This is a genomic window from Pseudomonas lundensis, assembly GCF_015377145.2.
GTDB classification, from domain to species: Bacteria; Pseudomonadota; Gammaproteobacteria; order Pseudomonadales; family Pseudomonadaceae; genus Aquipseudomonas; species Aquipseudomonas lundensis.
The window spans coordinates 2,850,672-2,872,403 of record NZ_CP062158.2 but is presented as its reverse complement, the minus strand read 5'-3'; the positions used below and the strand labels follow the sequence as shown (position 1 = coordinate 2,872,403).

General features: G+C 62.1%; 19 protein-coding genes. 13 read left to right on the top strand and 6 right to left on the bottom strand.

Features of this window, described 5'->3' with window-relative positions; genetic code table 11:
* The first annotated feature begins 42 nt into the window (after positions 1-42).
* Positions 43-936 carry a DUF2242 domain-containing protein gene (locus IF654_RS13400; RefSeq protein ID WP_047282701.1) on the top strand — a complete coding sequence of 298 codons (894 nt, stop codon included), beginning with the start codon at positions 43-45 and terminating at the stop codon, positions 934-936.
* 40 nt (positions 937-976) lie between these two features.
* Positions 977-1,159, top strand: coding sequence for a hypothetical protein (locus tag IF654_RS13395; protein ID WP_139047512.1), 183 nt, complete (start codon positions 977-979; stop codon positions 1,157-1,159).
* Between the two features lie 21 nt (positions 1,160-1,180).
* Here IF654_RS13395 and IF654_RS13390 read toward each other — a convergent pair whose 3' ends face one another.
* The gene (locus IF654_RS13390) at positions 1,181-2,221 is read right to left on the bottom strand and encodes an AraC family transcriptional regulator (RefSeq protein ID WP_047280777.1); all 1,041 of its coding nucleotides are present in this window, start codon (positions 2,219-2,221) and stop codon (positions 1,181-1,183) included.
* A gap of 3 nt (positions 2,222-2,224) precedes the next feature.
* Positions 2,225-3,355, bottom strand: coding sequence for a carbon-nitrogen hydrolase family protein (locus tag IF654_RS13385; protein ID WP_047275528.1), 1,131 nt, complete (start codon positions 3,353-3,355; stop codon positions 2,225-2,227).
* A 211-nt stretch (positions 3,356-3,566) separates the two neighbouring features.
* Here IF654_RS13385 and IF654_RS13380 point away from each other — a divergent pair, with 211 nt between their 5' ends.
* Positions 3,567-5,603 (top strand): NADPH-dependent 2,4-dienoyl-CoA reductase, encoded by a 2,037-nt coding sequence (locus IF654_RS13380; protein ID WP_047275526.1) that lies wholly within the window; start codon positions 3,567-3,569, stop codon positions 5,601-5,603.
* 67 nt (positions 5,604-5,670) lie between these two features.
* Positions 5,671-6,597, top strand: coding sequence for a 1-aminocyclopropane-1-carboxylate deaminase/D-cysteine desulfhydrase (locus IF654_RS13375; protein ID WP_094987696.1), 927 nt, complete (start codon positions 5,671-5,673; stop codon positions 6,595-6,597).
* Here IF654_RS13375 and IF654_RS13370 read toward each other — a convergent pair.
* Entirely contained in the window at positions 6,594-7,142 is a 549-nt protein-coding gene (locus IF654_RS13370; RefSeq protein WP_047275522.1) for a cytochrome b, read from the bottom strand. The genes IF654_RS13375 and IF654_RS13370 overlap by 4 nt on opposite strands.
* 94 nt (positions 7,143-7,236) lie before the next feature.
* On the bottom strand, positions 7,237-8,193 hold the full coding sequence (locus tag IF654_RS13365; protein ID WP_094987695.1) for a DUF1853 family protein: 957 nt from the start codon (positions 8,191-8,193) through the stop codon (positions 7,237-7,239).
* Between the two features lie 104 nt (positions 8,194-8,297).
* Between IF654_RS13365 and IF654_RS13360 the strand changes: the two genes are divergently transcribed.
* From IF654_RS13360 to pepN, 6 genes are all read left to right on the top strand, one after another.
* Positions 8,298-9,188 (top strand): NAD(+) kinase, encoded by an 891-nt coding sequence (locus IF654_RS13360; protein WP_047275519.1) that lies wholly within the window; start codon positions 8,298-8,300, stop codon positions 9,186-9,188.
* Positions 9,188-10,159 (top strand): metallophosphoesterase, encoded by a 972-nt coding sequence (locus IF654_RS13355; RefSeq protein WP_047275517.1) that lies wholly within the window; start codon positions 9,188-9,190, stop codon positions 10,157-10,159. Before IF654_RS13360 ends, IF654_RS13355 begins: the two co-directional genes overlap by 1 nt.
* Positions 10,156-11,028, top strand: a complete 873-nt coding sequence (locus tag IF654_RS13350) for a rhomboid family intramembrane serine protease (protein WP_094987694.1) — start codon at positions 10,156-10,158, stop codon at positions 11,026-11,028. Before IF654_RS13355 ends, IF654_RS13350 begins: the two co-directional genes overlap by 4 nt.
* A 75-nt stretch (positions 11,029-11,103) precedes the next feature.
* Positions 11,104-11,364 carry a YeaC family protein gene (locus IF654_RS13345; protein ID WP_047275513.1) on the top strand — a complete coding sequence of 87 codons (261 nt, stop codon included), beginning with the start codon at positions 11,104-11,106 and terminating at the stop codon, positions 11,362-11,364.
* Positions 11,361-12,191 carry a DUF2797 domain-containing protein gene (locus IF654_RS13340; protein ID WP_047275511.1) on the top strand — a complete coding sequence of 277 codons (831 nt, stop codon included), beginning with the start codon at positions 11,361-11,363 and terminating at the stop codon, positions 12,189-12,191. The genes IF654_RS13345 and IF654_RS13340 overlap by 4 nt, the downstream gene beginning before the upstream one ends.
* A 12-nt stretch (positions 12,192-12,203) precedes the next feature.
* Positions 12,204-14,861 carry an aminopeptidase N gene (gene pepN / locus IF654_RS13335; protein ID WP_094987693.1) on the top strand — a complete coding sequence of 886 codons (2,658 nt, stop codon included), beginning with the start codon at positions 12,204-12,206 and terminating at the stop codon, positions 14,859-14,861.
* Positions 14,862-14,928: 67 nt separating this feature from the next.
* On the opposite strand, the gene IF654_RS13330 is transcribed toward pepN, so the two are convergent.
* Both IF654_RS13330 and IF654_RS13325 read right to left on the bottom strand, forming a co-directional pair.
* A complete protein-coding gene (locus IF654_RS13330) occupies positions 14,929-15,645 on the bottom strand; it encodes a FadR/GntR family transcriptional regulator (RefSeq protein WP_194862323.1) in 717 nt (238 codons plus the stop codon).
* Between the two features lie 124 nt (positions 15,646-15,769).
* Positions 15,770-17,506: an IlvD/Edd family dehydratase gene (locus IF654_RS13325; RefSeq protein ID WP_047282696.1), complete on the bottom strand. Its 1,737-nt coding sequence runs from the start codon at positions 17,504-17,506 to the stop codon at positions 15,770-15,772.
* Positions 17,507-17,694: 188 nt separating this feature from the next.
* On the opposite strand from IF654_RS13325, the gene IF654_RS13320 reads away from it, so the two are divergent.
* The 3 genes from IF654_RS13320 to IF654_RS13310 are packed head-to-tail and all read left to right on the top strand — an operon-like array spanning position 17,695 to position 21,625.
* The gene (locus IF654_RS13320) at positions 17,695-19,017 is read left to right on the top strand and encodes an MFS transporter (RefSeq protein WP_194862324.1); all 1,323 of its coding nucleotides are present in this window, start codon (positions 17,695-17,697) and stop codon (positions 19,015-19,017) included.
* Positions 19,018-19,038: 21 nt separating this feature from the next.
* Positions 19,039-20,031, top strand: a complete 993-nt coding sequence (gene araD1, locus IF654_RS13315; RefSeq protein WP_194862325.1) for an AraD1 family protein — start codon at positions 19,039-19,041, stop codon at positions 20,029-20,031.
* Positions 20,032-20,044: 13 nt separating this feature from the next.
* Positions 20,045-21,625 (top strand): aldehyde dehydrogenase (NADP(+)), encoded by a 1,581-nt coding sequence (locus tag IF654_RS13310; protein WP_047282695.1) that lies wholly within the window; start codon positions 20,045-20,047, stop codon positions 21,623-21,625.
* The last annotated feature ends 107 nt before the right edge of the window (positions 21,626-21,732 follow it).

Sequence of the window (21,732 nt, the reverse complement as noted above, 5' to 3'; positions counted from 1 at the left end):
AACTGCGCGCATTCGCCCGTACTGTTCTCTTCAGGATGTTCAATGTCTATGTCATTCCCCTTGCGTACCGCGGTTGTGGCCTTTGTGCTGAGCGGCCTCGCAGGTTGCTCGACGCAGAAAACCGCGATCTATGAGCATGAAAACTTCGATGACTCCGGCACGTTCTCGCGCAATTACCCGGTGGCCGACAAGGCGTCGTGCGAGGCCGCACGCCGCGCCTTGCTCAGTCAGGGTTACATCATCACCAGCCGCGATCCGAAAATGATCAGCGGCCATAAAAGCTTCCAGCAAACCGGTGAAAGCCATCTGGAGATCAGCTTTAACGTGGTCTGTGCCGATGACGGCGGGGCGGCGCATCACTCCACCATGTTCGCCAACGCCTTGCAGGACCGTTATGCGCTGAAGAAGGTCAACAACTCCGCCAGCCTGGGGGTCGGGGTGTTGGGCTCGGTGTCGATGCCAATCGGTTCAACCGATGATTCGATGGTTAAGGTGGCCAGCGAAACCGTGTCGTCGGCGCAGTTTTATGACCGTTTCTTCTCCCTGGTAGAAGTCTTTCTGCCCAAAGAGGTGAAAAAAGCCGCGCATATCGAAGAAAAACCCGAGGCTGATCTGGGGGTGCCCGAGACCGCGCCTGCCAAGGTCGACGCCGCACCTGCGGCACTGACGCCTCAAACCCCGGCCGTCGTCGCGCCCGCCGTAACGCCGGTGAGCGCGCCGCCTGCGGTCGAGCCCGTAGGGTCGCAGCCGGTGGTTCCGCCCGCAGAAGCAGCCCCCATCACGCCGATTGAAGTCCCTGTCACCCCTGAGGTGAGCGCGCCGACCGCACCAGCGGCCCCGGCGCCGGACGCGCCTGTGCCTGAAACGCCGCACCCGGTGACAGAGCCCGCACCCGTCACGGCACCGGTCAGCCCGGAACCTGCTCCAGCGCAATAAATCGGGCCGTTAAATCTGAAATGATCTGCTACGTTTACGGTTGAGTGATAAAAGTGTTTGCGAAGGTGTCACGATTCCTTCATGCGGGCACTTTACGCTCGAACGAACACGACAACAGACACAGAAGGATGCCGACATGGACGATTATCAGGAAGAACTGCTGGAGTATCAGGCGTCCCAACTGGACCCGCTGGAGCCCGCCGACGACGCCACCGAGCTTTGATCGGCACTGCGCACGGTCGCCTTAGGCCGACTGGCGCTGGCGGCGGCGGAACTCTCCGGGTGTTTCAGCGTTCCAGCGCTTGAAGGCACGCTGAAACGCCTCGGCTGAGGCAAACCCCAACAAATATGCGATTTCGCCAAAGGCCAGTTCGGTGTCCCGGATATAGGTCATGGCGAGGTCGCGGCGTGTGTCATTGAGAATGGCGCGAAACTGCGTGCCTTCCTCCGTCAGCTTGCGGCGCAGGGTCCAGGTTGGCAGTTTCAGGCGTGCGGCCACTTCTTCCAGATCAGGTTCCCGACCGCCGTTGAGCAGCGGCCCCAACAACTGGGTGATGCGCTCGCGCAGGCTGCGCGTGCGGGTCAGTTGCTCCAGTTCGCGCTCGCACAACTGCAGCAGGTACGCCCAGGTGCTGGGGCAATGCTGCGGGTTGCGCCGATCGAGTGTGGCGTGATTGAGGCGTAACTGGTTGGTGTCGGCCCGAAAGCGCACCGGGTTGTGGCTCAGCACGCTGTACTGCTCGGCGTATTCAGGCTCGCTGAACTCGATCTCGATGTGTTCGCAGGTCAACGGGCGGTCGGCCACGGCGGACAATTGATGCAGCCAGCCCGAGATGATCGAATCCACCACGAAGCGGTTATAGGCGTTGTACGGGCTGATGGAGTAAAAGCGCAGCCAGGCGCCCTGGGCATCTTCGTGCAGGCTCGACTGGCCACGGTAGTTGGAACCGTACAGGGCCTCGAAGCGGATCAGGGTGCGCGCTGCTTCCCGCACCGTCGGGGCTTGCGCGGCCGTGACACCGGCCAGCCCGGCCTGACTCAGGCGGCTCAGTTGCCCCATGCGCAAACCCAGCGCGGGGTCGCCGGTCAAGGCGATCGCCGCATGCCCCAGGCGCATGTAGCGCGGGATCGAGAGCCGCGCCATCGGCTGGCTCAAGCGCGCCGCATCAAGGCCGTACTGGTCGAGCAAAGGCAAGGGGTCATGACCGCAGCTGCGCACCGCATCCGCCAGCTGCTGCACGAAACCGACCGACAAATCCCCCAAACGCATCGGCAACGGCTTCATCGTCTACAGCCAGAGGTTGAGCAAACGTGCCGTGGAGACGGGCCTGTCCGGGCTGGTGATGCCGTTGCGGCTGATAAAGCTCTGGCCGACGCTGTGTTTGTCCCAGAACCGGCCTTGGGAAAACACCGTGATCCCGGCTTCGGCGGTGCTGGTGGGCACGCTGCTGATCAGGGTCAGACGATGCCAGGCCGCGCCCTCACTGACTTCGCCGGGTTTGAGGCTGATTTCGCTGGGCGTCGACACGCTTTTATAGCCGCCCCACGGGTTATCCCACGTGTCTTTGCCGGTCACGAAAGCGGGCACCGCGATCAATTGCGCCTGTTGCTCGTTCAGCACCCGGTAGTTGTCGGGGTACCAGCTGTCGCTGCCCACCAGAATCCCGAGCCGCCCGGCCGGGGTGTCCACCACGTTCAACTGGTGGTCCGGGCTGGGCTGGATGTAGCTCTGTTCTTCGTAGGTGGGCAGCAACTGGCGCTGGGGCTTGCCTATCGGCGTGCCATGGCGGTCGAACACCACGCTGCTGTTGTACAGCGCGCCGGTGCCCGCCTGCAGGGTGCCGTTCTCGATACGGGGGTCGGGCAGGGCGATGCTGCCTGCCACCAGGGTGATACCAAATTCTTTGGCCAGCCCGCCGAACAGGGTCTGATAGTCGGCGGCCATGGGGTTGGCTTTCATGCGCAGGTGGGCGTCGTTGAGGCGGCTTTCGCCTTCGGCCCCCAGCCAGGCGCGAGCAAAGCTCAGCGGGTTGCTGATGGCCAGCCAGTGCATGGCCTCATTCAGGTTTGCGGCTTGATACAGCTCGTCTTTTTCGCCGCGAAACATCAGCCATGAGCCAATGTGTTCGGGCATCACCACGATGGTTTTCTCGTTGAGCAAGCCAGCGTCGCGGGCCTTGTTCAAGTAAGTCGCCAGCTTCAGATGCAGGAGATCAAGGCTTTGATAATCGCGGGGCGACAGCAACGGCTCGATCCCCAGCAGGTTGCCACGCCCGGTGTCGACGCCGTCGTTAAGTGCCAGCTCGACCCGCAAGTCGGACAGGTAATGGCCGACGTCGCGTTGCTCGGTCCAGTACGCGTACCCGCCTGCAGCGGCGGCAACGGCGATCAGTAAGGTGCAGCCAATTAATTTACGCATGAGAAATAGAGCAGACAGCCAGTGCGGGATTCGGCGTCTAGGGTAGGTGGCGCCTGCGCGCTTGCCAAGAGGGGCTGCGCAATTGGGTTAATAATTTGTCACTTTGGGTCATTGAGTGGGGTCGGGCGGGGCTTTACTGTGCCTGTCATTCAACGACGGGCGCCGCAGAGCATCCCGCGTTCCGTGAATCAGCCTGTTGTGGAGCAACCTGATGACTGCCACTCACTACCCGCATTTACTGGCCCCGCTGGATCTGGGCTTCACCACGTTGCGCAATCGCACCCTGATGGGCTCGATGCACACCGGCCTTGAAGAAAAGCCCGGCGGCTTTGAGCGCATGGCCGCTTATTTTGCCGAACGCGCCAGGGGCGGCGTCGGCCTGATGGTCACCGGCGGTATCGCCCCCAACGATGAAGGTGGCGTGTACAGCGGCGCGGCCAAGCTCAGCACTGCGCAAGAAGCCGAGAAGCATGTGGTTGTGACCCGCGCGGTCCACGACGCCGGGGGCAAGATCTGCCTGCAGATCCTCCACGCCGGGCGTTATGCCTACAGCCCGCGCCAGGTCGCGCCGAGCGCGATTCAGGCGCCGATCAACCCGTTCAAACCCAAAGAGCTGGACGAAGCCGGGATCGAGAAGCAGATCAGCGATTTCGTCACCTGCGCCCGTCTGGCCCAGAGCGCCGGGTACGACGGCGTCGAAATCATGGGCTCCGAAGGCTATTTCATTAACCAGTTTCTCGCCGCCCACACCAACCACCGCACCGACCGTTGGGGCGGCAGCTACGAAAACCGCATGCGCCTGCCGGTGGAAATCGTGCGCCGGGTGCGCGAAGCGGTCGGGCCGAATTTCATCATCATTTATCGCCTGTCGATGCTGGACCTGGTGGAAGGCGGCAGTGTCTGGGACGAAATCGTGCAACTGGCGCAGGCCGTCGAGCAGGCCGGTGCGACCCTGATCAACACCGGTATCGGCTGGCACGAGGCGCGCATCCCGACCATCGCCACCAAAGTGCCGCGCGGTGCGTTCAGCAAAGTCACGGCCAAATTACGCGGTGCGGTCACGGTGCCGCTGATCACCACCAATCGCATCAACACCCCCGACATTGCTGAACAGATTCTGGCCGAGGGCGATGCCGACATGGTGTCCATGGCGCGACCGTTTTTGGCCGACCCCGAGTTCGTCAACAAAGCCGCTGCCGGGCGCAGTGATGAAATCAATACCTGCATCGGTTGCAACCAGGCATGCCTGGATCACACCTTTGGCGGCAAGCTCACCAGTTGCCTGGTCAACCCGCGCGCCTGTCACGAGACCGAACTCAACTACCTGCCTGTCACCCATGTGAAAAAAATCGCCGTGGTCGGTGCCGGGCCAGCCGGGTTGTCGGCGGCGACTGTCGCGGCCGGGCGCGGGCATCAGGTGACGCTGTTCGATTCGGCCAGCGAGATCGGCGGCCAGTTCAACGTGGCCAAGCGCGTGCCGGGCAAGGAAGAGTTCGTCGAGACCCTGCGCTACTTCAAACGTTTGCTGCAGACCACCGGGGTCGAGGTGTGCCTCAACACCCGCGTGGGGGTTGAACAGTTGGTAGCGGGCGGGTTTGACGACATCATTCTGGCCACCGGTATTGCGCCGCGCACCCCCGATATTCCGGGCGTAGATCACCCTAAAGTCCTGAGTTATCTGGACGTGATCCTTGGGCGCAAACCAGTGGGTGCCAGCGTGGCGGTGATCGGCGCGGGCGGGATCGGCTTCGACGTGTCGGAGTTTCTGGTGCATCAGGGCGTGTCCACCAGTCTGGACCGCGAGGCGTTCTGGAAGGAGTGGGGCATCGACACACGCCTTGAAGCCCGCGGCGGCGTGGCCGGTATCACCCCTCAGGTTGAGGCGCCTGCGCGTCAGGTCTTCCTGTTGCAACGCAAGAAAACCAAGGTGGGCGACGGGCTGGGTAAAACCACCGGCTGGATCCACCGCACCGGGCTTAAAAACAAGCGCGTGCAAATGCTTAACAGCGTTGAATACCTGAGCATTGACGACGACGGGCTGCATATCCGCATCGGCGACGGCGAGCCGCAATTGCTGGCCGTGGACAACATCGTGATCTGCGCCGGGCAAGACCCGCTGCGTGACTTGCAGGCCGGGCTCGAGGCGGCCGGGCAGTCTGTGCACCTGATTGGCGGCGCGGATGTGGCGGCCGAGCTGGATGCCAAACGCGCGATCAATCAGGGCTCGCGTCTGGCGGCCGAGTTGTAAGCGCGGCGGTAGCGGCCATCAAAAAGCCGATGGTTTAAACTCCGTTCATTTTTGAGCGGAGTGTGCCGTGCGTGTGCCGTTGATTGATTGGGAGCCGTATGCGCCCTTGCAGCCTTTGCACCTCGACTGGCTAGCGAGGGCCGGGGTTGAGGTTGCTGTCTTGCGTCTGGACCTGATTGACCCGCTGGTCAGTGGCAACAAGTGGTTCAAGCTGCATCAGCCGCTGCACGCGGCCCATGCAGCGGGGGCTCACGGGTTGATCAGCCTGGGCGGCGCACACTCCAATCATCTGCACGCCTTGGCGGCGGCGGGCAAACGCTTTGGTTTTACCACCGTCGGCCTGCTGCGCGGGCACCCTCAAGAAACCCCCACCACCCGTGACCTGCAAGACTTCGGCATGCACCTGCATTGGCTGGGGTTTGCCGGTTATCGTGCCCGGCATGCGCCTGATTTCTGGCGGCCGTGGCAAGCGCAGTACCCGCAGTTGCAGGCCGTGCCCGAGGGCGGCGCCAGTTTGGCGGGCGCGCAGGGCTGTTCACCATTGGTCAAGCAGGTGCGTGACCAAGTGGCCGCGCTTGGCTGGGCGGATTACGACGCGTGGTGGCTGGCCGCGGGGACGGGCACCACGCTGGCCGGTCTGGTGCTGGCTGAAGCCGGGCAGCGCAGGGTCTATGGCGCCATGGCGGTGCCCGAAGACCACGGGGTGGCGCCCACGGTGCGCGCCCTCTTGCAGCAGGCGGGCAGCCCTGTGGGTGACTATCAGTTGATCGAGGCCAGTCGTGGCGGTTTCGCGCGGGTCGATGAGGCGCTGTTGGCGTTTATTCGGCGCAGCGAGTTGGACAGTGGCGTGCCTTTGGAGCCGCTGTACACCGGCAAGGCGTTGCTGGCGCTCAAAGAGGCTGTGGACGCGGGGCATGTGAGGCGAGGCATGCGGGTGGTGTTTGTGCACACCGGCGGCTTGCAGGGCCGCCGGGGGTTTGCGCCAGCTGTTTAGTTGCGTTTAGGCAGCATGCGCAACAGCGTGTTGTCTTTCATCACGTAATGATGAAACAGCCCGGCCAGCGCGTGCAGGCCGATCAGCCAGTAGCCGAGGGTGCCGCCCAGCTCATGCCAGCCCTTGATCTGTTTGGCGGTGTCCACGTCCTTGAGGGTCAGGGGTGGCAGGTCGAATCCGTAAAAGAACACAGACTTGTCGTTGTAACTGAGCACCAGATAACCCATCACCGGCATGGCGATCATGAACACGTACAAGGCCCAGTGCACCAGCGTCGCCAAGGCGGTTTGCCAGGCGGGCGGGGGCGGGGTGATCTTCGGCGCCACGCCGAGGGTTCGTGCCAGCAACCGTAGCCACACCAGCGCAAAGACGGTCAGGCCGAGCATGAAGTGGGCATCTTTCATCAAGTTGCGACCGTCGCTGTCTTTCGGGAAAATCCCGCGAAATTCAATGGCGGCGTAAATCAGTACAAACAGCAGCACCATCACCCAATGCAGGGCGATGGACATACGACTGTAACGGTCGGTGGAGCTTTTCCAGGACATGGGCGTTCCTCACGGTTCAGGTCTTGAGCCTCCGCTCTTGTATGACGGAGTTCCTTTACAGTAATACGTTTGCGCACATTTGCGCTGAGATGCATCAGTTTTCAGGGTTGCCCGGCACATGCGGCCATAGATCCGAGACCAGAAACAGGCGCTCGGCTTCTTCCCAATCGCCTTCAGGCGTCGGCGTCAGGCGCACCAACAGCTGCGCGGGAGCCTGCGGGTGCAGTTCAGCCAGCCAGACCTGCAATTGCGCGTCCCCCCAAAGCCCGTCCGGCCCATAGTGCGCAGGTGCCAGCCAGGCATGACGCGGCAAGGGCTGCCAGCACCCGGCGGGCCTTTGGCGGACAAACGCGGGCCAGTCGCGCTGGTGCAGCCAGCGGCCGCGTAAATGCAGCGGATGCGCGCCGGCCGGAGGCTGCGCTTCACCGGGCCACGGATACAGCAGGTAACCGCCCAGCCACAGGTGCGCACTGACATGCTGAATGTCCAGGGCGGCCAGAATCTCGCGGCATTCTGGGCGGCTGGACATCGGTAACTGATGCTGACTGAAATGCGTGAGCTTGCGGTCCAGCCGGTCATTGCTGCCCGGCCCCAGCCAGAGCGCCGGGTCGTGCCCGTCGCCGTGTGGCGGGCCGAGGTAAAGTTTGATCGCCAGTTCCAGATGATGCGCGCCGTCACGGTCACGTATCAGCATGTCCAGCTCGCCCAGCGTATGCCCGCCCACGCGAATGGGCAGGTTGGCGGCCACCAGCTCGACACCGGGGGCGTGGGTTATGGCGAACTGCCACAGCCGCTCGTAGTAACGCCCCAGCCTGCGGGTGGTGGCCAGCGCCAGCCACTGCTGCAATGGCTCGCTGTGCCGGTCAAGGTCGCGCAGCCAGTTTTCCAGCCAATGTGGCGCCTGGACCCAGTCGCTACCGGTCAACGGGTGGCGCTGAGGCCAGGGCGTTTGGCTGAGCATGGGCGGGGCCAGAATCACCCACGCCAGATCACGCACCTCGGGGTGACGTAACTGGCGGGGCAGGTTGAGCAAGTCGGGGAAGAGGATCATTCTGCGAGCATAGCCTTTTGCTCACGGGCTGAAAGGGTTTTGTCTATCGTGTCCTTTCGCCCATAATCGCTGTTTTCGCCCGTCACGTACCCCGCAGGAGCCTCATGGAGCACTTTCGTAATATCGGCATCATTGGTCGTTTGGGCAGTTCTCAAGTGCTCGACACGGTTCGCCGACTGAAAAAATTCCTGCTCGAGCGGCACATGCACGTGATCCTCGAAGACACCATCGCCGAAGTGCTGCCCGGCCATGGCCTGCAAACCTCGTCGCGCAAAATGCTCGGTGAAGTGTGCGACATGGTCATCGTGGTGGGCGGCGATGGCAGTTTGCTCGGCGCCGCCCGTGCGCTGGCGCGGCACAATGTCCCGGTGCTGGGCATCAACCGTGGCAGCCTGGGCTTTTTGACCGATATCCGTCCCGATGAACTGGAAGTCAAAGTCGCCGAAGTGCTTGACGGCCACTATCTGGTGGAAAACCGCTTTCTGCTGCAGGCCGAAGTGCGCCGTCACGGCGAAGCCATTGGCCAGGGCGACGCCCTCAATGACGTGGTGCTGCACCCCGGCAAGTCCACGCGCATGATCGAATTTGAATTGCACATTGACGGGCAGTTCGTTTGCAGCCAGAAGGCCGACGGCCTGATCGTCGCCACGCCGACCGGCTCCACCGCCTACGCCATGTCGGCTGGCGGCCCAATCATGCACCCCAAGCTGGATGCCATCGTCATTGTGCCCATGTACCCGCACACCTTGAGCAGCCGCCCGATTGTGGTGGACGGCAACAGCGAACTGAAAATCGTGGTGGCCAAGGACATGCAGATTTACCCGCAGGTGTCCTGCGACGGTCAGAACCATTTCACCTGCGCGCCGGGCGATACCATCACCGTGAGCAAAAAGGCGCAAAAGCTGCGCCTGATTCACCCGCTGGACCACAACTACTATGAAGTGTGCCGGACCAAGCTTGGCTGGGGCAGCCGACTGGGCGGCAGGAGCGACTGATGCTCGATCCGGCGCGCAGTTACGATCTGATCGGTGACGTGCATGGCTGTGCTCATACCCTTGAGCATCTGTTGGAGCGTCTGGGCTATCGCAAACTTGCCGGTGTCTGGCGGCACCCGCAGCGCATGGCGGTGTTCCTCGGCGACATCATTGACCGTGGCCCGCGGATCCGCGAATCGCTGCATATCGTCTATGACATGGTGCAAGCCGGTCAGGCGCTGTGCCTGATGGGCAACCACGAATTCAACGCGCTGGGCTGGTGCACCCCGGCCCCGGCGGGCAGTGGCAAGCAGTTTGTGCGTGAGCACAACCCGCGCCATACCCGGCTGATCCACGAAACCCTGGAGCAATTTGCGCACTACCCCGGCGAATGGCGCGAGTTCGTGCAATGGTTTTACGACATGCCGCTGTTTGTCGACGCCGGACGGTTCCGCGTGGTGCATGCCTGCTGGGACGCCGACGTGATTGCGACCTTGCGTGCACAATTTCCCGATGGCTGCATCGATGAACATTTCCTGCAAGCGGCGGCCGAGCCTGAAAGCTTTGCCAGCATGAGTTTTAACCGCCTGCTGCGCGGCACCGACATGCGCCTGCCCGACGGCATGACACTGACCGGCGGGGATGGCCTGACGCGTTCGTTCTTCCGCACCAAATTCTGGGAAGACGACCCCAAAACCTACGGTGACATTGTGTTCCAGCCAGACGCCTTGCCGGAACGGGTGGCCCGTAAGCCGCTGTCGCCCTCCGAAAAAGGCGCCTTGCTGCGCTATGGCATTGAAGAGCCGATGTTGTTCGTCGGGCATTACTGGCGCAGCGGCAAACCCGCGCCGATCCGGCCTAACCTGGCCTGCCTGGATTACAGCGCCGTGTTGTACGGCAAGTTGGTGGCCTACCGTCTGGATCAGGAAAAACGCCTCGATCCGCACAAATTTGTATGGGTGGACGTTGATCGCCCGGAGGCTATTCAATGAGTGGTGTTGAGGTTTTACGCTTACCCCTGTCGGTTGACCTGAGCGGATTTGTCAGCCTGCTCCAGCGCATGCACGTGCCGCATCGGGTCAGCGAAGAGGCAGGCGAGCAAGTGGTCTGGGCGCCCGAAAGCATTGCCGGAGAGGTGCGCAGCCTGTACGCACGCTTCCCTCAAGGCGACCCCGAAGGCCACGTGCCGATTGTCGATCGCCCGCCGGCCATGGCACGCCCGGGGTGGGTCCAGCAACTGCGTGACAGCCCGGCCACCGCGACTATCCTGCTGCTGTGCGTGATCGTGGCCGTGGTGACGCAACTGGGTGAAAACCTGTCGGTTCTCAGCGGGCTGACGTTCCTTGATTTCAGCATCCGCGGCCAATACATCCAGTTCACACCTTTGTCGGATAGCCTGGCGGCAGGGCAGTGGTGGAGATTGTTCAGCCCGATGCTGATTCACTTCGGTTTCCTGCACATCGCCATGAACGGCATGTGGTACTGGGAACTGGGTCGACGCGTTGAACTGCGTCAGGGCAGCATCAACCTGATCGGTTTGAGCTTGTTGTTCAGCCTGGTGTCCAACTTCGCCCAATACCTGTTTGGCGGCCCGAGCCTGTTCGGCGGCATGTCCGGCGTGCTGTACGGCTTGCTGGGGCATGTGTGGATTTACCAGCTCATGGCGCCGAACCCGTTGTATCGCCTGCCTCGTGGGGTATTGGTGATGATGCTGGTCTGGCTGGCCGTGTGCATGTCCGGACTGGTATCGCTGATCGGTTTCGGCCAGATCGCCAACGCCGCTCACGTCGGCGGGTTGTTGATCGGTTGCCTGACCGGCTTGCTGGGCGGGCTGTGGGCGCGCCGCAAGCAGGCTAAATGAAACACCTGGGGTTGCTGCCTTGCGCGGGCAGCGACCGCATACACCTCATCTGATGTTCAAGAGCGGAAACGAACCATGTCCTCTTTCAACGAAATGATCCAAAACATCACCCCCGAGATCTATCAGAGCCTGAAACTGGCCGTGGAAATCGGCAAATGGGCGGACGGCAACAAACTGACCGCCGAACAGCGTGAGCTGTCGTTGCAGGCCATGATCGCCTGGGAAGTGCAAAACCTGCCCGAAGAACAACGTACCGGTTACATGGGCCCGCAAGAGTGCAGCTCCAAATCCATTTCGGTGCCTAACATCCTGTTCAAATCGGATGCTATCCATTGATTGAGATTGGTCGCGGTGCAATCAGCAAGATGTCGGCCAGCCTTGAGGCGCCGACCGTTCAATACGCATTTCGGCTAGGCGATACCGAGGTGCCGGTCAATCCGTTGATCGGCAGCAGGTTGCGTCTGGAGTACCTGGGCACCATCAATTGCACCCATTGCGGACGTAAAACCAAGAAGAGTTTCAGCCAGGGCTACTGTTACCCGTGCATGACCAAGCTGGCGCAGTGCGACGTCTGCATCATGAGCCCCGAGCGTTGCCACTATGATGCTGGCACCTGCCGCGATCCGTCGTGGGGCGAGCAGTTCTGCATGACTGACCACGTGGTGTACCTGGCCAACTCCTCGGGGGTTAAAGTCGGCATTACCCGTGCCACGCAACTGCCCACCCGCTGGCTCGATCAGGGCGCCAGCCAGGCGCTGCCGATCGTGCGGGTCGCCACGCGCCAGCAATCGGGGTTTGTCGAAGACCTGTTCCGCTCTCAGGTGGCAGACCGTACCAACTGGCGTGCACTGCTCAAGGGTGATGCGGCCCCGGTGGACCTCGTTGCCGTGCGTGAGCAACTGTTTGAAAGCTGCGCCCAGGGCCTGCAACAGCTGCAGGAGCGATTTGGTCTGCAGGCGGTCCAACCGTTGCAAGGCGTCGAGCCTGTCGAGATTCGTTACCCGGTCGAGCAGTACCCGAGCAAGATCGTGAGCTTCAACCTGGACAAAGACCCGATCGTGGAAGGCACGCTGATGGGGATCAAGGGCCAATACCTGATCTTCGACACCGGCGTTATCAACATTCGCAAATACACGGCCTACCAGCTGGCCGTGCATCAGTAAAAGGACTCCAGCATGCGCACCGAACAACCCAAAATGATCTACCTCAAGGACTATCAGGCGCCCGAGTATCTGATCGACGAAACGCACCTGACCTTTGAATTGTTCGAGGACCACTCGCTGGTTCATGCGCAACTGGTGATGCGCCGCAATCCGGCCCGGGGCGAGGGTCTGCCGCCACTGGCGCTTGATGGGCAGCAGCTGGAACTGCTGTCGGTCAAACTCGATGACGTGGAGCTGCCCCCCGCTGACTATCAGCTCACCGACAGCCATTTGACCCTGCGCCCGCAACGCGCGCAGTTTGTGGTGGATACCAGCGTCAAAATCCACCCCGAGACCAATACTGCACTTGAAGGCCTGTACACGTCCGGCAGCCTGTTTTGCACCCAATGCGAGGCTGAGGGCTTCCGCAAAATCACCTATTACCTCGACCGTCCCGACGTGATGAGCATCTTCACCACCACGGTGATCGCGGACCAACACAAGTACCCGGTGCTGCTGTCCAACGGCAATCCGGTGGGCAGCGGCCCTGTAGAAGACGGTCGGCACTGGGCGACCTGGGAAGACCCGTTCAAGAAACCGGCCTACCTGTTTGCCCTGGTGGCCGGTGATCTGTGGTGCGTCGAAGACACCTTCACCACCCGGAGCAACCGCGAGGTGGCGTTGCGCATTTATGTCGAACCGGAAAACATCGACAAATGCCAGCACGCGATGAACAGCCTGAAGAAATCCATGCGCTGGGACGAAGACACCTACGGCCGTGAGTACGATCTGGACATCTTCATGATCGTGGCCGTCAACGACTTCAACATGGGCGCCATGGAAAACAAGGGCCTCAACATCTTCAACTCCAGCGCCGTGCTGGCCCGTGCCGAGACCGCCACCGACGCCGCGCACCAGCGCGTCGAAGCGATTGTGGCCCACGAGTACTTCCACAACTGGTCAGGCAACCGCGTGACCTGCCGCGACTGGTTCCAGTTGTCGCTCAAGGAAGGTTTCACCGTGTTCCGCGACGCGGGTTTCTCGGCGGACATGAACTCGCCCACGGTTAAACGCATCCAAGACGTGGCCTACCTGCGCACCCATCAGTTCGCGGAAGACGCCGGCCCCATGGCCCATGCGGTGCGCCCGGACAGCTTTATCGAGATTTCCAACTTCTACACCCTGACCGTCTACGAAAAAGGCTCGGAAGTGGTCGGCATGCTCCACACCTTGCTGGGGGCCGAAGGCTTCCGTAAAGGCAGCGACCTGTATTTCGACCGCCACGATGGTCAGGCTGTCACCTGCGACGACTTCATCAAGGCCATGGAAGACGCCAATGGCGTGGACCTGACCCAGTTCAAGCGCTGGTACAGCCAGGCCGGTACGCCGCGCCTGAATGTCACTGAACACTACGATGCCGCTAAACAGACCTACAGCCTGACCTTCGCCCAAAGCTGCCCGGCTACCCCCGGCCAGACTGAAAAGCTGCCGTTCGTGATCCCGGTGGCGCTGGGCTTGCTGAACGCCAACGGCGAGGAACTCCCGCTGCACCTGCAAGGCGAGTCGGCGGCGGTGGGCACCCACCGGGTGTTGTCGGTTACCGAGGCGCAACAGACCTTCACCTTTACCGGCATGGCCCAACAGCCGCTGCCGTCCTTGCTGCGCGGCTTCTCGGCGCCGGTCAAATTGCACTTTCCGTACAGCCGCGACCAACTGATGTTCCTCATGCAACACGACACCGACGGTTTCAACCGTTGGGAAGCCGGCCAGCAGTTGGCGGTGCAAGTGTTGCAAGACCTGATTGGCCAGCATCAGCGCGGTGAAGCGCTGGTCATGGACCCGCGTCTGGTAGCCGCCTTGCGCAGCGTGTTGGGCAATGAGCAACTGGATCAGGCGATGGTGGCCGAGATGCTGTCTTTGCCGGGCGAGGCTTACCTGACCGAAATCAGCGAAATCGCTGACGTCGACGCCATTCACGCGGCCCGTGAATTTGCCCGCCAGCACCTGGCTGAAAGCCTGCATGAGGCTTTGTGGGCGCGCTATCAGGCGAACCGCGAGGTGTCCAAAGCCACGCCGTACGTGGCGCAAGCCGAACACTTTGCCCGCCGCGCCCTGCAAAACATCGCGCTGTCGTACCTGATGCTTACCGGCAAGCCGCAAGTACTGGCTGCGGCTCTGGAGCAATTCGAACACAGCGACAACATGACAGAGCGCCTGACGGCGCTGGCGGTGCTGGTCAACTCACCGTTCGACGCCGAGAAGGCCAAGGCGCTGGCCAGTTTTGCCGAGCACTTCAAAGACAATCCGCTGGTCATGGACCAGTGGTTCAGTGTGCAGGCTGGCTGCACCTTGCCCGGTGGATTGGAGCGGGTGAAGGCGTTGATGCAGCACCCGGCGTTCACCCTCAAGAACCCGAACAAGGTCCGGGCGTTGATCGGGGCGTTTGCGGGGCAGAACCTGATCAACTTCCATGCGGCGGACGGCTCCGGCTATCGCTTCCTGGCGGACTTGGTGATCCAGCTTAACGCCTTCAACCCGCAGATCGCCTCGCGGCAGTTGGCGCCACTGACCCGCTGGCGCAAATACGACAGCGCCCGTCAGGCGCTGATGAAGGCCGAACTTGAGCGCATCCGCACCTGCGGTGACCTGTCCAGCGACGTGTTTGAAGTGGTGAGCAAAAGTCTGGCGTAAACACGCCGGGCGAGGTTTCGCCCCGGTCAACTGACGGGGCGGGGCGAAGCAGGAGCGGTGGGGCCGGTCAGTGACTGTGCCCCAGCACCACGTCCAGCGCCGTGCGCGCGTCATCGAGTTGAACCAGCGTTGCATGGCGCGCACCCAGCGCGTCATGGTTTTCGATGGCGGTCAAAATTGCCTTGTGCCGGGGCAGCGCCAATTCATGCAGGTTGGGGCGGCGGTTCGAATGCTTCAACGCCTCGCGCAGTGCCAGTGACAACATGTTGCACAAATTGGCCAACAGGTCGTTGTGGGTGGCATCGGCAATGCGGCTGTGAAAATCCAGGTCGGGTTGCAGCAGGGCTTCGGGCGTGGGGGCGTTTTCCATGCGCTCGTAGGCTTCGCGGATCGACGCCACGTCCTCGTCGGTCGCATGTTGGGCGGCGAGGGCCGCGACGGCAGGTTCAATGATGCTGCGCACGCTGGTGAGCAAGGCAAAAAATTCATTTTGCGGCGAGCACTGCATCAGCCAATGCAGCACGTCCGGGTCGAGCATGTGCCATTCGCGGCGCGGCTTGACCACGGTGCCAACCCGGGGTTTGGAGTAGACCAGCCCCTTGGCCAGCAATACCCGGGTCGCTTCGCGCAACACCGGGCGGCTGACGGCATACTCCTCGCACAGCAAGGCTTCGGCCGGCAATTTCTCATCGGGTTTGAAACGCCCGGAAACAATCTGCATGCCGAGTTCTTGAACGATGCGCGCATGCATGCTTTTGCGCTCGGAAGGCTGACGGTAATCCATTGGGGGCGAGTCGATCCTGTCGGTGAAAAGCGCCGATCATAGCAGGCGCGGACTCAAGGCTTATACACCTCACATTGACGTCGACGACGAAGCCGCTGGCCGCGTCGTCGACGGTGGCATGGACTCAATGGGAATGGCGTGGCACCTCGGCGCCACGGCAGCCCACCAGGAAGTCAAAATCACAGCCCTGATCGGCTTGCATCACGTGATCGATGTACAGCTGACGATACCCGCCGACCAGCAGTTTTTGCGGGGGCTGAATGTCCGCCAGCCGGGCCGCCAGTTCAGCGTCCGGGATGTCCAGGTGCAAACGCCCGGACGCGCAGTCCAGCTCGATCCAGTCACCTTCCTGCACTGTCGCCAAAGGCCCGCCTGCCGCTGCTTCCGGCGCGACGTGCAACACCACGGTGCCGTACGCGGTGCCGCTCATGCGCGCATCCGAGATGCGCACCATGTCGGTCACGCCCTGGGCCAGCAACTTGGCGGGCAGGCCCATGTTGCCGACTTCCGCCATGCCCGGATAACCCTTGGGCCCACAGTTTTTCATGACCAGAATCGAGTCGGCGCTGACCTTGAGCTCAGGGTCGTTGATGCGCGCCTTGTACATGTCGAAGTTTTCAAACACCACCGCCTGACCGCGGTGTTTCATCAGTGCCGGGGTGGCGGCCGAGGGTTTGAGCACCGCGCCCAAAGGCGCCAGATTGCCGCGCAGCACACAGATGCCGCCGTCTGCCACCAACGGGTTGTCGAGGGCGCGGATCACTTCGTCGTCGCCATAAATCGGTGAGTTTTTCACGTTGTCCCACAGGCTCTGGCCATTGACGGTCAGCGCGTTCGGGTGCGGGATCAGGTCATGCTCGCCCATGCGCCGCAGTACGGCAGGCAGCCCCCCGGCGTAGTAGAACTCTTCCATCAGAAAACGCCCGGACGGTTGCAGGTCCACCAGGGTCGGCGTGCCGCGCCCGATGCGGGTCCAGTCGTCCAGTTCCAGGTCTACGCCGATGCGTCCGGCAATGGCTTTGAGGTGGATCACGGCGTTGGTCGAGCCGCCAATCGCGGCGTTGACCCGGATCGCGTTTTCGAACGCTTCTTTGGTCAGCACTTTGGACAGGCGCAAGTCTTCGCGCACCATCTGCACCGCGCGCATGCCCGACATGTGAGCCAGCACATAGCGCCGCGCATCCACCGCCGGAATGGCCGCGTTGTGCGGCAGTGAGGTGCCCAATGCTTCGGCCATGCAGGCCATGGTCGAAGCGGTGCCCATGGTGTTGCACGTACCGGCCGAACGCGACATGCCCGCTTCTGCCGAGAGGAATTCGTCGAGGCTGATGTTGCCCGCTTTATAGGACTCGTGCATTTGCCAGACGATGGTGCCTGCGCCGATGTCCTTGCCTTTGTGCTTGCCGTTGAGCATCGGGCCGCCCGTGACCACGATGGCTGGCACGTCGCAGCTGGCGGCGCCCATCAGCAGGGCGGGGGTGGTTTTGTCGCAGCCGGTGAGCAACACCACGCCATCGATCGGGTTGCCGCGAATGGCTTCTTCGACGTCCATGCTCGCCAGGTTGCGGGTCAGCATGGCGGTAGGGCGCAGGTTGGATTCGCCGTTGGAGAACACCGGGAACTCAACGGGAAAGCCCCCGGCCTCGATCACGCCGCGTTTGACGTGTTCGGCAATGGTACGAAAGTGCGCGTTGCACGGGGTCAGCTCCGACCACGTATTGCAAATGCCAATGATCGGCTTGCCTTGAAACTGGTGGTCGGCAATGCCCTGATTCTTCATCCAGCTGCGGTACATGAAGCCGTTTTTATCAGCGCTGCCAAACCATTGGGCGGAACGCAGTGGCGGGGTTTTATCAGACATGGCGGCTCTCTTATTGTATGACTAATTAATTTTTATGACCCTAAAGTAGCGCTTAAAAAGCCAGTTTGGAAGTGTTGTTGAGTAAATAGTATTACTATATAGTCGATTCGACTGAGAGCTGATCCTGGTGTGTATTCACCTGAGGCCACTCCAGAGGTGCCATAACAAAAACAATGGGAGACCGTCTCATGAGCCAGGAACTCCGGCTTATTCGTCGCATCACGCTCAAACTGATTCCCTTTCTGGTCTTGCTCTACCTGATTGCCTACGTGGATCGCTCGGCAGTGGGCTTCGCCAAACTGCACATGGGGGCCGACGTCGGCATTGGCGACGCCGCCTATGGACTGGGCGCGGGCCTGTTCTTCATCGGTTACTTCCTGATGGAAATCCCCAGCAACCTGATGCTTGAGCGCTTCGGCGCGCGACGCTGGTTTGCCCGCATCATGATCACCTGGGGCGCCATCACCATTGGCATGGCCTTTGTGCAGGGGCCTCACAGTTTTTATGTGATGCGTTTTCTGCTGGGGGTGGCCGAAGCCGGGTTCTTTCCGGGCGTTCTGTACTACATCACCCAATGGTTCCCGGTGCGCCACCGGGGCATGATTCTGGGGCTGTTCATCCTTTCGCAACCCATCGCCATGATGATCACCGGGCCTATTTCCGGCGGTCTGCTGGGCATGGACGGCGTGCTCGGCCTGCATGGCTGGCAATGGCTGTTCATCGTGATCGGCACCCCGGCGATCCTGCTGACCTGGCCGGTGCTGCGCTACTTGCCGGACGGCCCGCAACAGGTCAACTGGCTGGAGCAGGGTGAAAAAGACTGGTTAATGGGTGAGCTGGAAAAAGACCTGCAAGCCTACGGGCAGACCCGGCACGGCAACCCGTTGCATGCCTTGAAAGACAAGCGCGTGCTGTTGCTGGCGCTGTTCTACCTGCCGGTCACGTTGAGCATTTACGGGCTCGGGCTGTGGCTGCCGACGCTCATCAAACAGTTTGGCGGCAGCGACCTGACCACCGGTTTTGTGTCGTCGGTGCCTTATGTGTTCGGCATCATCGGCCTGCTGTTTATCCCGCGCAGCTCGGACCGCCTCAACGACCGCTATGGTCACCTCGGCGTGCTGTACGTGCTGGGCGCCATCGGCCTGTTCTTCAGTGCCTGGCTGACCGTGCCGGTCATGCAACTGGCCGCGCTGTGCCTGGTGGCGTTTGCGTTGTTTTCCTGCACTGCGATTTTCTGGACCTTGCCCGGGCGTTTCTTTGCGGGGGCCAGTGCCGCGGCCGGAATAGCCCTGATCAACTCGGTGGGCAACCTGGGCGGCTACATCGGCCCGTTCGTGATTGGCGCGCTCAAGGACTACACCGGGCACTTGGCCTCTGGCCTGTATTTCCTGTCGGGCGTAATGGTCTTCGGCCTGTGCCTGACCGTCGTGGTGTACCGCCAACTGGAACGCAAGCACGTGCTCAACCCCAGTGAATTCGCGGCCAGCGCCCAGCCTGCCACCCATCCCTGAATTGCCCCAGTGAGGCTCAACATGCGTTTAGTACAGTTTGAATTGAACAATGGCCAGCGCCGCGTGGGCGTGGTGCAGGACGACCTGATCCGCGAAGTGACCGGTTGCACCAGCGTGCGCGAGGTGGCACTGGCCGCGATCGACGCCGGGGTGTCGCTGGCACAGCAGATCGAAGCGCTGGGGCTGGGCATCACCCATGACTATCAGGCGTTGCTGGCTGAATGCCGGATCTTGCCGCCGCTGGATCACCCGGACCCGGCCCACATGCTGATCAGTGGCACCGGGCTTACCCACCTGGGCAGCGCCTCGGCCCGGGACAAAATGCACCAGCAGGCCCACGACGACACCGCACTCACCGACACCATGCGCATCTTCAAATGGGGCGTGGAGGGTGGCAAACCCGACGCCGGCCAGGCCGGGGTGCAACCCGAATGGTTTTACAAGGGCGATGGCAGCATTGTCGTGCGGCCGGGCGAACCGTTCCCGCTGCCGCCGTTTGCCGAAGACGCGGGTGAAGAGCCAGAAATCGGCGGCCTGTATGTCATCGGTCATGACCGCAAGCCGTACCGGCTGGGCTTTGCCGTGGGCAATGAGTTCTCCGACCACGTGATGGAGCGCAAAAACTACTTGTACCTGGCCCATTCCAAACTGCGCAGTTGCTCGTTTGGCCCGGAGCTGCGGGTCGGCGACTTGCCCCGGCATTTGTCCGGCAGCAGCCGCATCCTGCGTGATGGTCAAGTGCTCTGGGAGAACGAGTTCCTGAGCGGCGAAGCCAACATGTGCCACAGCCTGGAAAACCTCGAATACCACCACTTCAAATACAGCCAGTTTTTACGGCCGGGCGATGTGCACGTGCACTTTTTCGGCACGGCGACGCTGTCTTTCGCTGATGGCGTACGCACCCGTGCGGGCGACCGTTTTGAAATCACCCAGTCGGCCTTCGGCGCACCGCTGATCAACGGCATTGCGCCGGTTGACGCGGTGTTCGAGCCCGGCGCTGTCGGCACACTTTAAAAGGAGAGCAGGTATGACTCAGATTCTCGGCCACAACTACATCGGCGGCCAACGCAGCGCCCAAGGCAGCGTCATCGTTAACAGTGTGGACGCCACCACGGGCCAGGCACTGCCCTACGACTTTTACCAGGCCACCGCGCAAGAGGTGGACCGTGCCGCCTGCGCTGCGGCCGCCGCTTACCCGGCCTACAAAGCATTGAGCGCTGAACGCCGCGCAGCGTTTCTGGACGCCATTGCCGATGAACTGGATGCCCTGGACGATCAGTTTGTGGCGCTGGTATGCCGTGAAACCGCGCTCCCGGCCGCCAGAATCGCAGGCGAACGGGGCCGCACCAGCGGGCAGATGCGTTTGTTCGCCACGGTATTGCGCCGTGGTGATTTTTACGCGGCCCGCATCGATCAGGCGCAGCCTGAGCGCACCCCGCTGCCGCGTCCGGATGTGCGCCAGTACCGCATCGGGCTTGGCCCGGTCGCCGTGTTTGGCGCCAGCAACTTTCCGCTGGCCTTTTCCACGGCAGGGGGGGATACCGCTTCAGCGCTGGCGGCTGGCTGCCCCGTGGTGTTCAAGGCGCACAGCGGGCACATGGCTACTGCCGAACAGGTGGCCGATGCCATTTTGCGTGCCGCCGAGCGTACCGGCATGCCTCAAGGCGTGTTCAACATGATTTATGGCGCAGGCGTCGGGGAGGCGCTGGTCAAGCACCCGTCGATTCAGGCCGTGGGCTTCACCGGATCGCTCAAGGGCGGGCGCGCGTTGTGTGACATGGCCGCGGCGCGGCCGCAGCCAATTCCGGTGTTCGCTGAAATGTCGAGCATCAACCCGGTCATCATCCTGCCGCAGGCCTTGCAGGTGCGTGGCGCCACGGTGGCCCGCGAGTTGGCCGCCTCGGTGGTGCAAGGCTGCGGCCAGTTCTGTACCAACCCCGGGCTGGTGATCGGTCTGCGCTCGCCCGCATTCACCGCCTTCATCGAGCAACTGGCCGGGCAAATCAATGAACAACCCGCGCAGACCATGCTCAATGCGGGCACCTTGCGCAGCTACGCCAAGGGGGTCAGCCAACTGGCCGAACATGCCCTTGTCGAACACCTTGCAGGCCTTGCCCAGCATGGCGCGCAAGCACAGCCGCAGGTGTTCAGGGCGGATGTGCGGCTGTTGCTGGAAGGTGATCCGGTGTTGCAGGAAGAAGTGTTCGGGCCAACCACGGTGGTGATCGAAGTGCAAGACGCGGCCCAACTGGACGCCGCGATCCAGAGCCTGCATGGCCAGCTGACTGCCACCCTGATTGGCGAGCCCGAGGACTTGCAACAGTTCGGCGGGCTGACGCCTTTGCTGGAACAAAAAGTCGGGCGCATCTTGATCAATGGCTATCCGACCGGTGTCGAGGTGTGCGATGCCATGGTGCATGGCGGGCCTTACCCGGCGACCTCGGATGCCCGGGGCACGTCAGTCGGTACGCTGGCCATCGACCGTTTTCTGCGCCCGGTGTGCTTCCAGAACTACCCGGACAGCCTGCTGCCCGAGCCGTTGAAAAACGCCAATCCGCTGGGCATCCAGCGCCTGGTGGATGGCCAGACCACGCGCAACCCCCTGTAATCCCGTCGGGGGTTGGTCAACGATCAACCCCCGCCATAGCCGGCTACCACTCACGGCGTGGCAAATCCTTTAACTCTTCCTGTCAGGCAGGGGCTTATCCCTGCGCC

Bases quoted from the DNA above. Each gene is read 5' to 3' on its own strand.
- IF654_RS13360 (WP_047275519.1), top strand. From the start codon at position 8,298: ATGGAGCACTTTCGTAATATCGGCATCATTGGTCGTTTGGGCAGTTCT.
- IF654_RS13365 (WP_094987695.1), bottom strand. From the start codon at position 8,193: ATGATCCTCTTCCCCGACTTGCTCAACCTGCCCCGCCAGTTACGTCAC.
- IF654_RS13370 (WP_047275522.1), bottom strand. From the start codon at position 7,142: ATGTCCTGGAAAAGCTCCACCGACCGTTACAGTCGTATGTCCATCGCC.
- IF654_RS13310 (WP_047282695.1), top strand. From the start codon at position 20,045: ATGACTCAGATTCTCGGCCACAACTACATCGGCGGCCAACGCAGCGCC.
- IF654_RS13400 (WP_047282701.1), top strand. From the start codon at position 43: ATGTCTATGTCATTCCCCTTGCGTACCGCGGTTGTGGCCTTTGTGCTG.
- IF654_RS13385 (WP_047275528.1), bottom strand. From the start codon at position 3,355: ATGCGTAAATTAATTGGCTGCACCTTACTGATCGCCGTTGCCGCCGCT.
- IF654_RS13390 (WP_047280777.1), bottom strand. From the start codon at position 2,221: ATGAAGCCGTTGCCGATGCGTTTGGGGGATTTGTCGGTCGGTTTCGTG.
- IF654_RS13380 (WP_047275526.1), top strand. From the start codon at position 3,567: ATGACTGCCACTCACTACCCGCATTTACTGGCCCCGCTGGATCTGGGC.
- IF654_RS13355 (WP_047275517.1), top strand. From the start codon at position 9,188: ATGCTCGATCCGGCGCGCAGTTACGATCTGATCGGTGACGTGCATGGC.
- IF654_RS13330 (WP_194862323.1), bottom strand. From the start codon at position 15,645: ATGGATTACCGTCAGCCTTCCGAGCGCAAAAGCATGCATGCGCGCATC.
- araD1 (WP_194862325.1), top strand. From the start codon at position 19,039: ATGCGTTTAGTACAGTTTGAATTGAACAATGGCCAGCGCCGCGTGGGC.
- IF654_RS13345 (WP_047275513.1), top strand. From the start codon at position 11,104: ATGTCCTCTTTCAACGAAATGATCCAAAACATCACCCCCGAGATCTAT.
- pepN (WP_094987693.1), top strand. From the start codon at position 12,204: ATGCGCACCGAACAACCCAAAATGATCTACCTCAAGGACTATCAGGCG.
- IF654_RS13350 (WP_094987694.1), top strand. From the start codon at position 10,156: ATGAGTGGTGTTGAGGTTTTACGCTTACCCCTGTCGGTTGACCTGAGC.
- IF654_RS13320 (WP_194862324.1), top strand. From the start codon at position 17,695: ATGAGCCAGGAACTCCGGCTTATTCGTCGCATCACGCTCAAACTGATT.
- IF654_RS13325 (WP_047282696.1), bottom strand. From the start codon at position 17,506: ATGTCTGATAAAACCCCGCCACTGCGTTCCGCCCAATGGTTTGGCAGC.